General features: G+C 75.3%; 13 protein-coding genes. 7 read left to right on the top strand and 6 right to left on the bottom strand.

Features of this window, described 5'->3' with window-relative positions; genetic code table 11:
• Window positions 1-188: 188 nt before the first annotated feature.
• A complete protein-coding gene (gene eccB / locus E1258_RS22930; RefSeq protein ID WP_132404753.1) occupies window positions 189-1559 on the top strand; it encodes a type VII secretion protein EccB in 1371 nt (456 codons plus the stop codon).
• 125 nt (window positions 1560-1684) lie between these two features.
• On the opposite strand, the gene E1258_RS22925 is transcribed toward eccB, so the two are convergent.
• Genes E1258_RS22925 through E1258_RS22915 form a run of 3 tightly spaced genes read right to left on the bottom strand, consistent with a single transcriptional unit; the run spans window position 1685 to window position 3938 of the window.
• Complete coding sequence (locus E1258_RS22925) at window positions 1685-2287, bottom strand: bifunctional 2-polyprenyl-6-hydroxyphenol methylase/3-demethylubiquinol 3-O-methyltransferase UbiG (protein ID WP_132404751.1); 603 nt, start codon at window positions 2285-2287, stop codon at window positions 1685-1687.
• A gap of 44 nt (window positions 2288-2331) precedes the next feature.
• Entirely contained in the window at window positions 2332-2532 is a 201-nt protein-coding gene (locus tag E1258_RS35095; RefSeq protein WP_132404749.1) for a hypothetical protein, read from the bottom strand.
• Window positions 2529-3938, bottom strand: coding sequence for an ABC transporter substrate-binding protein (locus E1258_RS22915; protein WP_243715628.1), 1410 nt, complete (start codon window positions 3936-3938; stop codon window positions 2529-2531). Before E1258_RS22915 ends, E1258_RS35095 begins: the two co-directional genes overlap by 4 nt.
• A gap of 117 nt (window positions 3939-4055) precedes the next feature.
• On the opposite strand from E1258_RS22915, the gene E1258_RS22910 reads away from it, so the two are divergent.
• The 3 genes from E1258_RS22910 to E1258_RS22900 are packed head-to-tail and all read left to right on the top strand — an operon-like array spanning window position 4056 to window position 7257.
• Window positions 4056-5096, top strand: a complete 1041-nt coding sequence (locus E1258_RS22910) for a zinc-binding alcohol dehydrogenase (RefSeq protein ID WP_132404747.1) — start codon at window positions 4056-4058, stop codon at window positions 5094-5096.
• A complete protein-coding gene (locus tag E1258_RS22905) occupies window positions 5093-5911 on the top strand; it encodes a sugar phosphate isomerase/epimerase family protein (RefSeq protein ID WP_132404745.1) in 819 nt (272 codons plus the stop codon). Before E1258_RS22910 ends, E1258_RS22905 begins: the two co-directional genes overlap by 4 nt.
• A complete protein-coding gene (locus E1258_RS22900) occupies window positions 5908-7257 on the top strand; it encodes a hypothetical protein (RefSeq protein ID WP_371688666.1) in 1350 nt (449 codons plus the stop codon). Before E1258_RS22905 ends, E1258_RS22900 begins: the two co-directional genes overlap by 4 nt.
• A 79-nt stretch (window positions 7258-7336) precedes the next feature.
• Here E1258_RS22900 and E1258_RS22895 read toward each other — a convergent pair whose 3' ends face one another.
• Window positions 7337-7687, bottom strand: a complete 351-nt coding sequence (locus tag E1258_RS22895) for a metalloregulator ArsR/SmtB family transcription factor (protein WP_132404743.1) — start codon at window positions 7685-7687, stop codon at window positions 7337-7339.
• A gap of 96 nt (window positions 7688-7783) precedes the next feature.
• Here E1258_RS22895 and E1258_RS22890 point away from each other — a divergent pair, with 96 nt between their 5' ends.
• The gene (locus E1258_RS22890; RefSeq protein WP_132404757.1) at window positions 7784-8257 is read left to right on the top strand and encodes a GNAT family N-acetyltransferase; all 474 of its coding nucleotides are present in this window, start codon (window positions 7784-7786) and stop codon (window positions 8255-8257) included.
• A 71-nt stretch (window positions 8258-8328) separates the two neighbouring features.
• Window positions 8329-9723: an FAD-dependent oxidoreductase gene (locus E1258_RS22885; RefSeq protein ID WP_132404741.1), complete on the top strand. Its 1395-nt coding sequence runs from the start codon at window positions 8329-8331 to the stop codon at window positions 9721-9723.
• Between the two features lie 224 nt (window positions 9724-9947).
• Here the strand turns inward: E1258_RS22885 and E1258_RS22880 are convergent, their stop codons facing one another.
• Both E1258_RS22880 and E1258_RS22875 read right to left on the bottom strand, forming a co-directional pair.
• Window positions 9948-10325 carry a hypothetical protein gene (locus E1258_RS22880; RefSeq protein WP_132404739.1) on the bottom strand — a complete coding sequence of 126 codons (378 nt, stop codon included), beginning with the start codon at window positions 10323-10325 and terminating at the stop codon, window positions 9948-9950.
• Window positions 10292-10609 (bottom strand): helix-turn-helix transcriptional regulator, encoded by a 318-nt coding sequence (locus E1258_RS22875; protein ID WP_132404737.1) that lies wholly within the window; start codon window positions 10607-10609, stop codon window positions 10292-10294. Before E1258_RS22875 ends, E1258_RS22880 begins: the two co-directional genes overlap by 34 nt.
• A 655-nt stretch (window positions 10610-11264) precedes the next feature.
• Here E1258_RS22875 and E1258_RS22870 point away from each other — a divergent pair.
• Window positions 11265-12976, top strand: a 1712-nt coding sequence (locus E1258_RS22870) for a non-ribosomal peptide synthetase (RefSeq protein ID WP_132404735.1), incomplete at its 3' end; no start/stop codon positions are given.

Genomic DNA, 12976 nt, shown 5'->3' with positions numbered 1-12976 from the left:
GGAGGGGCTAGGAGAGGGCTAGGAAGAGCTTTTCCAGCTCCTCCTCGGTCATCCCCGGGTCCTCGCCCCGGTCGCGGGCGGGCTGCGGCGTCTGAACGGCGGGGCCGGCCCGGACGGCGACGCAGGGTCCTCGGAGGATCGACGCAGCGTTTATCCTGTGCCCCGACCAACCCGTCGGAGGGGACCGCATGCCGTCGCGGCAGGACCAGCTTCACTCGTACCAGTTCACCGTCCAGCGGGCGGTCGCGGCCCTGGTGATGCGGGAGACCGATCCCGCGCGGTCGCCGTTTCGGCGGCTGGCCGGGGCCGGGCTGGCCAGTGTCCTGGTCGCCGCGATCGCCCTCGGCGGCTTCGCCCTCTACGGGCTGTTCGCCGGCGGCGGCACCAAGTGGCGCGACGCCAGCGCGGTGATCGTGGAGAAGGAGTCCGGCGCGCGGTTCGTCTACCGTGAGCAGAAGCTGCATCCGGTGCTCAACTACGCCTCCGCGCTGCTGATCATCGGGGCCGAGCGCCCGAAGACCGTGCTGGTTTCCCGCCGCTCGATCGAGGGCGTGCCGCGCGGGCTGCCGCTGGGGATCCCCGACGCCCCCGACTCGCTGCCCGACCGGGCCCGGCTTTCCGCGACCGGCTGGACGGTCTGCTCGGCCGTCACCGCCGGAGCCGAGCGCGCCGCCGCCTGGTCGGCCGTGCTGATCGGCGTGGACGCCACCGGCGGCCGGGCCCCGGGCGACGACGCGATCCTGCTCCAGCACCCCGACGGCGGCCTGCACCTGGTCTGGCACGCCCGCCGATACCTGCTGCGAGACGCCGGCCGGGTGCTCGCCGCGCTCGCCGCCACCCCGCAGCGGGCGGTGCCCGCCGCGCCCGCCCTGATCAACAGCATCCCGGCCGGCGCCGACCTCGCCCCGCTCGACCTGCCCGCCCTGGGCCAGCCTTCGCCCCGGGTGTCCGGCGCGAACGTCGGCCACGTCTTCCTGGTCCGCAACTCCGGCGGCGGCCGCCAGTACGCCGTCGCCCTCGCCGGTGGCCTCGCCGGCATCACCGAGCTGCAGGCCAGCCTGCTGCTGGCCCGCACCGGCCAGGGCGAGCCGGAGGCGATGACCCTCGGCCGGTTCGCCGCCCTGCCCAAGCTGCCGGACCTGGCGCCGAGCGGGCCCGCCGCCCCACCGACGAGCCCGCCCCGGCTCGCCGCGGCGGACCCGGGGGCGCTCTGCGTCCGGGTCACCGACGACGCGGGCGTGAGCGACGTGCGCCTGGGCGCGGCCCTGCCCGACCTGTCGGACGGCCCGCAGGCCGTGGGCGGGTCGGCGGTCGCCGATCACGTCTTGGTCGAGCCTGGGCGTGGCGCCGTGGTGGAGTCGACCGCAGCCCCCGGGGCCACCGGCGGCGCGCTGTCCGTGGTCACCGACCTCGGTCGGCGGTACGTGCTGGCGGACCCCGCGGTGCTCGGCATGCTTGGCTACCGGGACGTGCGGCCTGTCCGGTTGCCCGCGGGCCTGGTCAGCCTGGTGCCGGCCGGCAGCCCGCTCGACCCGGCGGCGGCCAGGGCCGTCGCCTGAGGTGCGCAAGGAAGGGCACCCTGTTAACGCCTGCGGTCCAGAAGGGTCCCCTTCTCACTTTTCCCGGCAGGCGGTCGAGAGGCCCGTGGCGCGGGCGTGGGCCCGTGCCGGGGATCGGGGGCCGCTCAGGTGGGGCGGCGCAGCACGGTGACCGCGAAGTCCGCGTCGTCGCGCCACGGCCGCAGGTCCCAGGTGGCGAAGCGGTGCTCCAGGCGTAGGCCGGCGGCGACCGCGTCGGCGTCGAAGTCCGTGAGTCGGTACCCCCGGTCGGTGCCGAAGCCGACGACCACCGCGCCGTCGGGGCGCACGTGCGCGGCGACCCGGCCGAGCACCCGCCGTTCGGTGCCGGGCGCGACGAACGCCATCACGTTGCCGGCCAGCACGGCGGCGTCGAACGGCTCGGGCTCCCCGGCCGCCGCGAGGTCCAACTCGGCCAGGTCGCCAACCAGCCAGCGGGGGCCGGGATGGTCGCTGCCGGCCGCCTCGATCAGCACCGGATCGGCGTCCACGCCGACCACCGTGTGGCCCTGGGCGTGCAGCGCCGCGCCCACCCGGCCGGTGCCGCAGCCGGCGTCGAGGACGCGGGCGTGCCGTGGCACCATCGCGTCCAGCAGCCGGGCCTCGCCGGCCAGGTCGGCACCCTCGGCGGCCAGCCGGCGGAACCGGTCGACGTACCACTGCGAGTGTTCGGGGCCGGTGTCGGTCACCCAGCGGGTCGGGTTCGCCATCACCCCACGCTAGCCGGGGCGGACCCCGACGTGGCCCGGCGGGGTCAGCCCTTCTCCGCCCCGCCGGTCAGCCCTTCGGTGAGCAGCCGCTCGCCGGCGAAGAAGAGCAGCACGACGGGCAGCGTGAGCACGACCGAGAGGCCGGCGCGGGACTCGCGGCGGCGCAGGGTCGGCGGGCGACGGCCGGGCCGGGCGGACCGTCCCCGGGTGGGGGAGCGGCCGGGGCCCGGCGCGGTGCTGGTCAATTGACCCCGGCCTTGATCGCCTCGACGTCCTCGCGCGCCCGCCGGGCCGCCGCCGGTTCGGACCGGCCGGAGAGCACGCCGGCCAGGGCCTCCGGCACCGGCAGCTCGCCGAGCATCGCGCCGACCAGTTCGCCCTGGCCCTGGGTGAGGCCCCACCGGCCGAAGGTGTCGGGGCTGCGGCGCAGGGCGGCGAGCACGTCGTCGCCGTACACCTCGGCCAGCGGCCGCCGGCGGTCCACGCCGGCCGGGCTGCCGTTCCAGGCGGTGAGGAACTTCTCCGGCTCGGCGGGGGTGCCCCGGCGGACCGGGAAGCGCCCCTCGTGGGACATGCCGAACCAACGCGGGTACGCGTCGTCGAGCAGGTACCGCACGAGGGAGGCCGCCGGGTCGGCGGCGCCGTCGAGCACCGCCCAGGAGCTGATCTCGCCGTACTGGGCGGGCCCGGTGGCGTTCGGGCCGGTGATCGCGGTGACGAAGCCGCTGTTGCGCGCCAGGAACGTCGGGTCGGCCCGGCACTGCGGGCAGGTGGGTCGGGCGTCGTGGCGCAGCCCGGCCAGCTCGTCGAGGATGAACGGCGACCAGATCAGCATCGCGGCCCGGCCGGCGAAGTAGGTGGCCCGGGTGGTGTCGACGTCCTGCGCGCCGGGGACGGAGGCGGTGCGGATCAGGTCGCCGTAGAAGCGGAACGCCTCGACGCACTCGGGCGAGTCGAGGGTCACCGCCCCGGCCCCGTCGGTGAGCTGGCAGTTGTTGGCCAGGGCCAGGTGTTCGAAGGTCTGCTGGGTGAACACGTCGCCCTCGGCGGTGGCCGCGGTGACGCCGGCGACCCCGCCGGTGTTCAGCCGTGCCGCGGCGGCGGCGATCTTCGCGTACGTGTCGGGGGCGGGCAGCCCGGCGGCGGCGAACAGGTCCTTGCGGTAGACCAGGAGCTGACCCCAGCCGTCGCTGGGCACGGCGAGCTGCCGGCCGCCGTCGGCGGTGAGCTCCAGCGCCCGGGGAGAGAAGGTCTGCCGGCCCAGCGCGTCGACGATCTCGCCGTTGGCGCTGGGGTGCAGCAGCTCGTTGCCGGCGAGGGTGCGCACGCCGGCCAGGGAGACCGACCCGACGACGTCGGGCAGCTCGCCGGCCGCCGCGCTGGTGGCGATGAGGGCGGGGAACCGGTCCTCGGCGACGGTGACCAGGTCGACCTTGGTGCCGGTGCGGGCGGTGAAGTCGGCGATGATCGCCTTGGTGGCGGTGACCCGGTCGGTGACGTCCTCCAGGCTCCAGACCGTGAGGGTCGCCTCGTCGTCCGCCCGGTCGTCGCCGCAGGCGAGCAGGGAGGCGCTGGTCGCTGACAGGATCAGGGCCGAGGCGAGCAGTCGCATGGCGGACCGTCGCGGCTTCCGCATCGAGGGTGGCGGCATGGGTGGCACTCCTCTCGAAGGGCACAAGAGGCATCCAACACCTTCGATTGATCAATAACAAGACATATGCCGATTTTTTGCTCTACACTGGAGCCCAGTGCTACCGGGATGTGACTCATGGTCAACTGGGTTGTCTCGCTCGCCGGGCCCCGCAGGGTCAGCCTCGAGCCCTGCCCCCGCGATCCGCTCGGCCCCGGCCAGGTCCGGGTCCGCACCCGCTACTCCGGCATCTCCGCCGGCACGGAGCTGACCCTCTACCGGGGCACCAACCCCCGCCTCACGAAGGACTGGGACGACGCCACCCGGATGTTCGTCCCCCGCCAGGCGCCGCCGGCGTACCCCCTCGCCGGCTTCGGCTACGAGGAGGTCGGCGACCTCGTCGAGATCGCGCCCGACGTGGTCGGACGCCACCCCGGCCAGGCCGTCTGGGGCATCTGGGGCCACCGGGCCGAGGCGGTGCTCCCCGCCGACGCGGTTCACCCCCTGCCCGCCGGGCTCGACCCGATCGCCGCCGTCTTCGCCCGCCCCGGCGCGATCGCGCTCACCGCAGTCCTGGCCGGAGACCTGCACCTCGGTGACTGGGTCGGGGTCTTCGGTCAGGGCGTCATCGGGCTGCTCGCCACCCGGCTGGCCGTCCTGTCGGGCGCCCGGGTGGTGGCCGTCGACCGGCTGCCCACCCGGCTGGCGCACGCCGCCCGCTGCGGCGCCCGGCTGGCCGTGGACGCGCGCAGCGAGTCCGCCGCCGTCGCGCTGCGCGCGGCCACCGCCGGCCGGGGCGCCGACGTCTGCCTGGAGCTGTCCGGGGCGTACCCGGCGTTGCACGAGGCGATCCGTGCCACGACCCACGCCGGCCGGGTCGTCGCGGCCGGCTTCTACCAGGGGTACGCCGACGGGCTGGGGCTCGGCGAGGAGTTCCACCACAACCGGATCCACCTCGTCGCGGCCCAGATCTCCGGGCCCGCCCCGGCGCCCGGCCTGGCCGGCCGGTGGACCGGTGCCCGCGTCGCCCACACCTTCATGGACCTGGTGGCCGAGGGCAGCGTGGACCCGCTGCCACTGGTGAGCCACGTCGTCGACGCGGGCGCGGTGGCCGACGCGCTGGCGTTGCTCGACCGCGGTGACGCCGACGCCCTCCAAGTCGTGCTGAGGTTCCCATGACGATTCCGCTGGCCTGCCAGGAGCAGTTGCTTCCCGGCGCCGACCTGATCCGCAAGCACGCCCTCGCCGCCGCGCTCGGCTTCGCCGGCATCGAGCTGCGCGGCCGGGGGGAGCTGTCCCTCGCCCGTCGGCTGCCGCAGCTGCGCCGGGCCCGCGCCGCCGGAGTGGTCATGCCGACGGTCTGCGTCGAGATGGACCACTTCATCGGCGACTTCGACCCCGAGCGCTCCGCCGACGCCGTCCGCAACCTGCGCTCCCAGCTCTCGGTCATCGCCGAGCTGGGCGGCAGCGGGGTGACGACCCCCGCCGCCTGGGGAATGTTCTCCCGCCGGCTGCCGCCGTTCGAACCGCCCCGTCCGCCGGCCGGCGACCGGCAGGTCCTGCTGGCCGCCCTCGCCACCCTGGGCGAGCACGCCCGCGCCGAGGGTGTCACCCTGTTCCTCGAACCGCTGAACCGGTACGAGGACCACATGGTCAACCGGCTCGACGAGGCGGTGGCGCTCTGCGCGGCCGTCGGCCTGCCCTCGGTACGCGTGGCCGCCGACACCTTCCACATGAACATCGAGGAGGACGACGTGCACGCCGCGCTGCGGGCCGCCGCGCCGTACCTCGGGCACGTGCAGGTCAGCGACACCAACCGGCACCAGCCCGGCGCCGGCCACCTGGACTGGGCGGCGCTGGTGCGCACCCTGCGGGACCTCGGCTACCCGGGCTGGCTGGCGCTGGAGTGCCGGCTGCGGGGCGAGCCGGTGCAGGCGCTGCAACAGGCGGTCACCGTGCTGCGGCACGCCGAGCCCCGGCGGGTGGCGGCGTGAGCACCAGCACCGCCGCGGGCGGCGGCGCACGGGCCCGCGCCCGGGACGCGGGGGCGCTGTGGCGGCTGGCGGTGGCCACCCTCGACGGCAACTGGGAGCACGACCACACCGTCCCGTCCCGCACCCTCTATCCGCACCAGTGGAGCTGGGACTCGGCGTTCGTCGCCGTCGGCCTGGCCCACGTCCGTCCCGACCGGGCCTGGCGGGAGCTGCGCACCCTGTTCGCCGCCCAGTGGGCCGACGGGCGGGTGCCGCACATCGTGTTCAACCCCGCGCTGCGGGCCGGGTCGTACTTCCCCGGGCCCGACTTCTGGGACTCCGCGCGCGCGGCCGGCACACCGGCCGTGGCCACCTCCGGCATCATCCAGCCGCCGGTGCACGCGCTCGCCGCGTGGCTGGTGCACCGCCGGGCGCCGTCGGAGCGCAGCCGTGCCGAGCTGGCCTGGCTCTATCCCCGGCTGGTCGCCTGGCAGCGCTACCTCACCGGCCGGCGAGACGTCGGCGGGGCCGGGCTGGCCTGCCTCGTGCACCCGTGGGAGTCCGGGCTGGACAACAGCCCCGCCTGGGACGCGCCGCTGGCCGCGGTGGCCGCCGACGCGGCGGTGATGCGGGCGTACCGGCGGCACGACACCGCGCACGCCGACGCCGCGCACCGCCCCACGGACCTGGACTACGCGCGGTACGTCGCGCTGGTCGACGCCTACCGGGCCACCGGGTACCGCGACGACGGGCTGGGCGGGCGGCATCCGTTCCTGGTGGAGTGCCCGCTGGTCAACACTGCCCTGGGGCTCGCCGAGCATGCGCTCGCCGCGATCGCCCGCGAGATCGGCACCGACCCGGGGCCGCACCGCGAGCGGGCGGCCCGGATCACCGCGGCCCTGGTGGACCGGCTGTACGACCCGGTCGGCGGCACCTTCCACCCCCGGGACCTGCGTACCGGCCGGCTCGTCCCGGCCCGCACCGCGCTCGGCCTCATGCCGCTGGCGTTGCCCGGCCTGCCGGCCCGGCCGGTCGCGGCGCTGCTCGCCGAGGCGTGCTCGCCCCGGTTCGGGCTGGCCGCCCGGATGGACCGGCCGCTGCCCAGCCACGACCGCACCGCGCCGGACTTCGAGCCGCTGCGCTACTGGCGGGGCCCGAGCTGGCAGAACCTCAACTGGTTGCTGTGGCGGGGGCTGCGCGCCCACCACCGGCTCGATCTGGCGGCCGGGCTGCGGGACTCGATGATCGCCCTCGTCGCGACGGCCGGCTGCCACGAGTACTTCCACCCCGACACCGGCGCCGGGCTCGGCTCGCCCGCGTTCGGCTGGACCGCCGCGTTGCTGCTCGACGTCCTCGCCGACGCCTGAGCGGCGGGCGATCGATCGGCCCGCCCGAGCAGCCGGCGGGCGCGTCATTGACTCAACTTTCTGAGTGGAATGCCGGGTGTCAGCTCCCGAGCAGGGCCGCGAGTTGACGCAGCGCGCCGGGCCGGGCCCGGTACCAGACCCAGGTGCCGCGCCGCTCGGCGTCGACCAGGCCCGCCTCGCGCAGCACCCTGAGGTGGTGGGAGATCGTCGGACCGGTCAGGTCGAAGGCCGGGGTGAGGTCGCAGACGCACGCCTCGCCGCCCTCCGCGGAGGCGATCATCGACATCAGTTGCAGCCGCACCGGATCGCCCAGTGCCTTGAATGCCGGGGCGAGCGCGGCCGCCATCTCGGTCGGCACCCGCCGCTGCGTGAGGGGTGCGCAGCAGGGGGCGGCGGTGAGGTCCAGCCGGGGCGGCGCTTGTTTCGGCATGCGTCTAGGTTGACACCTGCCTAATCAGCGTGCAAGTCTCTGATTCGACGAATATCGAGAGAGGTGGGGAGGGCCGTGGGCTTGCTGATCCGCTCCATGGTCGCCGCCGACGCCGACCGGGTCCTCGCCATCTACCAGGCCGGCCTCGACGGCGGCGACGCCAGCTTCGAGACGGTCGCCCCCAGCTGGGCGGAGTTCGACGCGACCCGGTCGGCCGCCCACCGCCTCGTCGCCGTCGACGATGCCGGTGCCGTGCTCGGCTGGGTCGCGGTGTCGCCGACCTCGACCCGCCCGGTCTACGCGGGCGTCGTCGAACACTCCGTCTACGTCGACCCGGCGGCGCGGGGGCGGGGCGTCGCCCGGCTGCTGCTCGACGCGCTGATCGCCGCCACCGAGGCCGCCGGGACCTGGACCATCCAGTCCGGCGTCTTCCCCGAGAACGTCGCCAGCCTCGCCCTGCACGCGCGGGCCGGCTTCCGGGTCGTCGGCTTCCGGGAGCGCGTCGGTCGGCACCACGGCCGCTGGCGCGACGTGGTGCTGCTGGAACGCCGCAGCGCCGTCATCGACTGACCTCGCCGCCGGTGTGCCGGGGCACGTTACACCCTATTGATTCGATAAGTATCGAGACACAGGAGTTCTCCATGACCGTCCTCGACGACCTGCCCGTCGTGGTGATCGGCGCCGGCCCCGTGGGCCTCGCCGCCGCCGCGCACCTGCACGAGCGCGGCCTGCCCTTCACCGTTCTGGAGGCGGGGGAGAGTGTCGGCGCGGCCGTGCGGCAGTGGGGGCACGTGCGCGCCTTCTCGCCCTGGCGCTACGACATCGATGAGGCCGCCCGCCGGCTGCTCGCCGACAGCGGTTGGATGGCACCGGACCCCGACGCGCTGCCGACCGGCGGCGAACTGGCCGACGCGTACCTGCGGCCCCTCGCGGAGCTGCCGCAGATCGGGCCGCATGTGCGCCTGCGCGCCCGGGTGGTGGCGATCAGCCGGCTCGGCCTGGACCGGCTGCGTACCGCCGGCCGCGAGCGGGCCCCGTTCCTCGTCCGGCTCGCCGACGGCGAGGAGCTGCTGGCCCGTGCGGTGATCGACGCCTCCGGCACCTGGGGCACCCCGAACGTGCTCGGGGCCTCCGGCCTGCCGGCCCGGGGCGAGGCGGCGACCGGGGCGTACCTGGAACACGCCCTGCCGGACGTGCTCGGCGCGGACCGCGACCGGTTCGCCGGCCGGCACACCCTCGTCGTCGGCGCCGGCCACTCCGCCGCGAACACCCTGCTCTCCCTCGCCGAGTTGGCCGCCGACGCGCCCGGCACGGAGGTGACCTGGGCGATCCGCGCGACCTCGCCGACCCGCGCCTACGGCGGTGGCGACGCCGATGCGCTGCCCGCCCGGGGCGCCCTCGGCTCCCGGCTGCGTGCCCACGTTGAGGCGGGCCGGATCCGGCTGCTCACCGGCTTCTCGGTGCACGCCCTCGACCCGGCCGGCGACCGGGTCACCGTCGTCGTGCGCCGCCCCGAGGGCGGGCAGGAGTCGGTGACCGTCGACCGGATCGTCGCCGCGACCGGCTTCCGCCCCGACCACGGCATCGCCGCCGAGCTGCGCCTCGACCTCGACCCGGTGCTCGGCGCGACCCGGGCCCTGGCCCCGCTGATCGACCCCAACGAGCATTCCTGTGGGACCGTCCCGCCGCACGGGGTCGACGAGCTGTGCCACCCCGAGCCCGGCTACTACGCCGTCGGCATGAAGAGCTACGGCCGCGCACCGACGTTCCTCATGGCCACCGGCTACGAACAGGTCCGCTCGGTCGTCGCCGCCCTCGCCGGGGACTGGGCGGCGGCCCGCGACGTACGGCTGGAACTGCCCGAGACCGGGGTGTGCAGCAGCGACCCGGCCGACTCCGTCGACGGGGAGGGCTGCTGCGGCTCCGCCCCGGAGCCGGCGGCCCGGGGACTGGCCACCGGCCTGTCCGGCGGGCTGCTCGCCGCGCTGCCACTGGCCACCGTGGACTCCGGCGCGGGCGGGTGCTGCGCCGGCTGACCCGGCATGGTCGGGTGGCCGCGAGCGAGGTGGACCACGAACAGGAAACTCGCGGCGACGAAGGCCGCCGCCCCGACTGCGGTCAGGGCGGCCCGCCGCCGGCCGAGGTCGTGTCGGAGCGCCGGGCAGGCGACCAGGTCAGCTGGGGAGCGTGCCGAGCCCCACCACGGCCCGAAGGGCGACTGGGGTCGGGCCGCCCGGTCCCGGGCGGCGATCGGTGGCCCTCAACCGGTGATCAGCAACGCGATGCCGCCGAGCAGACCGAGGGCGAGCAGAGCGGCCAGCGTGGCAGCGCGCTGACGGGCGCGGGAACCGTGGACGACGCGCAGCGCAAGAGCGAGCGGCCCGATCGGAAGCATGGTGGTGGATCCCTTCGAGGAGGTCGCGGCGATCCGCGCGGCGGCGCCAGCGGCACCGAGCGCGAGCCGCAGGGCTGACAGGTCAAGGTCTGCGGCGTCGTGTACGTCGGCCTGCCACTGTTCGAGGTAGCGAGCGCGCTGCCGTGCGTCGGGCAATACGCTCGCCGCGCAGCGCACCACGGCGAGCGCCACCCGCAAATGGATCTGACTCACCGCGCCACCCGTGGCGACGACGGTCGCCACGACGTCCTCTCCGTGGCGGCACGGGCGCACACGCGGCGGGCCTCGGCGGCGCCGTCGGCCGTCAACCGGTACATCCGCCGTCGCGGTCCGCGCCGGTCGCTGTCGTCGTCCCACTGGGATGTCACCCAGCCGGCCCGCTCAAGACGGTCCAGGACCGGATAGACGCTTCCCGACGGCCGTCCGGTCAGCTTGATGATCTCCAACCCCCAGCGGGGTTGTTCGCTGTCGAGCAGCACCGCCAGCACGTCGACGGTGGCTTTGCCGATGCGTCCCAGCGGCTCCATGGGCTTAGGCTACCTATGTAGTTTAAGGATGTCCACCGCCCGCGCCCGGCTGCTCGGATGCGGTGCAAGGGCCGTCACCGAGGCGCTCGGGCGGCCACAGGCGAGGTCCCACCGGCCACAGGCGAACGCGATCCTGTGCACGCCCGGTGGGGCGACTGGGGCACCGTCTCTGAGGCGCCTTCGGCTACCCGGCCGGGGGTCGTTCGTCGTGCCGGGCCGTCGGCGGCATCGATGCGGCTGGTCGGTCGACTCGGGCGCGGTGCGGCGGACGCGGAGCGCGGCGGGTCGGTCAGGGCCGTCCGTTCGGCGTACGATGACCGACGTCCGCCCCGACCGGCATCGCCCTTCCTGAGCTGCCAATCAGGACTGGCGGTCTAGGAAAAACGCCGGTCACCAGGTGCTTTTGCCGCAAGATTACTTGCTGGTACGTTTTTAGGCTGAAACTCATGTGCGCGCTAGGGGGATGATCGGGTGAATCTTGCCGACCGTCCCGGGTTGCGTCCGTCGGCTGTTCGGTCCGACTCTGATCGATGATCTTGCTGCTCGGGCCTTGAGTCCTATGCTGCATCCATTGTGAAGTCCTGGGGGGGGATCGTGATCGCGATGCATGGATGCTGCGCGCCCGTCGGCGGTGCGACGACTCGCGTCCACTGACATGGGAACATACACTATCGTCCATCGCTTCGCTGACCGTTCGGCCAACTTTCCGGACCGGCCGGCCCTGCTCGGCGACGGCCAGCCGGTCAGCTACGCGACCCTCGCCGCCTCGGCGGGCGGTCACGCCGCGGTGCTCGCCGCCGCCGGGGCCAGCCCCGGCGACCGGGTCGCCCTGCTGACCCCCCACGGCGCGCCAACCGTCGCCGCGATCCTCGGCACGCTCGCCGCCGGCTGCGCGTACGTGCCGCTGGACCCGGGCTTCCCCGCCGACCGGCTGCGCCACATGCTCGCCGCCGCGCGGGTGCGCGCCGTGCTGACCGCCCCCGAGCACCAGGAACTGGCCGACCGGCTCGCCGCCGCGCTGACCGGCCCCGAGCACCAGCTCGCCGGCGACCGGCCCGCGGTCGCCGTGCTGACCACCGACGCGGTCACCCCCGTGCCGCTGCGCCCCGTGCCGGTCGACCCCGACGCGCTGGCGTACGTGCTGTTCACCTCCGGCTCGACCGGGCTGCCCAAGGCCGTCGGGCAATCCCACCGCAACCTCGCCCACGTCGTCGACAACCAGATCGCCACGCTGGGCATCGGCCCCGACGACCGGCTCAGCCTGCTCGCCTCGTTCAGCTTCGACGCGGCCATCCCCGACCTGTACCCGGCGCTGCTCACCGGCGCCGCCGTCGTCCCGGTCGACCTGCGCCGGCATGGGCTGGCCCACGCCGTCGACCAGCTCGAAAGGCACCGGGTCACCGTCTACCACTCCACCCCGACCGTCTACCGGTTCCTGCTCGACGCCCTCGGCGACCGGCGGCTGGCCAGCGTCCGGGCGGTGCTGCTCGGCGGCGAACAGGCCACCCACGCCGACGTCGCCCGGGGACGGGACCGGTTCGCCCCCGGCTGCGTGCTGGTCAACGGGTACGGCGCGACGGAGATGACGTTCGCCGCCCGGTACGCGCTGCCGCTGGTCGACGCCGACCCGGCCGCCACCGGCCCGCTGCCGATCGGCACCGCGCTGCCCGGCTACCACCTCGACCTCACCGACGACTCCGGGGAGATCGTGGTGCGGGGCCGGCACGTCGCCCCCGGCTATCTCGACCGCGCCGACGACCGGTTCAGCCGCGACGCCGACGGGGTGTGGTCGTACCGGACCGGGGACCTCGGGGCGCGGCTGCCCGGCGGCGACCTCGTCTGCCTCGGCCGGCTCGACCGGCAGGTCAAGGTGCGCGGCTTCCGGGTCGAGCTGACCGAGATCGAGGCCGTGCTCGCCGCCGAGCCGGGCGTCGGCGCGGTCCGCGCGATCGCCCGCGACGGCGAACTGCTCGCCTACGCCCGCCCGGCCGGCGCCGACCTCGACCCGGCGGCCCTGCGCGCCGCTCTCGCCCGGCGGCTGCCGGAGTACGCCCTGCCCCGCGCCGTCGTCGTGGTCGACGAGTTCCCGCTCACCGTCACCGGCAAGATCGACGAGCGGGCGCTGCCCGACCCGGCTCCCGCCGTCCCGACCGACCAGGAAACGGCCGCGCAGGAGCCGGCCGGCGCCACCGAGCGGGCCGTGCACGACATCTGGTGCGCCGTGCTGGGCCGCGAGGCGGTCGACCGCACCGCCGGCTTCTTCGACGTCGGCGGCCAGTCGCTGCTGCTCGGCGTGGTCCAGCAGCGGCTCGCCGACCGGTTCGGGGTGCGGCTGCCCCTGCTGCGGCTGTTCGAGAACCCGACGAT

The organism is Micromonospora sp. KC207 (genome assembly GCF_004348615.1).
Taxonomy (GTDB): Bacteria; Actinomycetota; Actinomycetes; order Mycobacteriales; family Micromonosporaceae; genus Micromonospora.
Note: the sequence above shows the minus strand (reverse complement) of the source record. Positions and strands in the feature narration are given on the sequence as shown.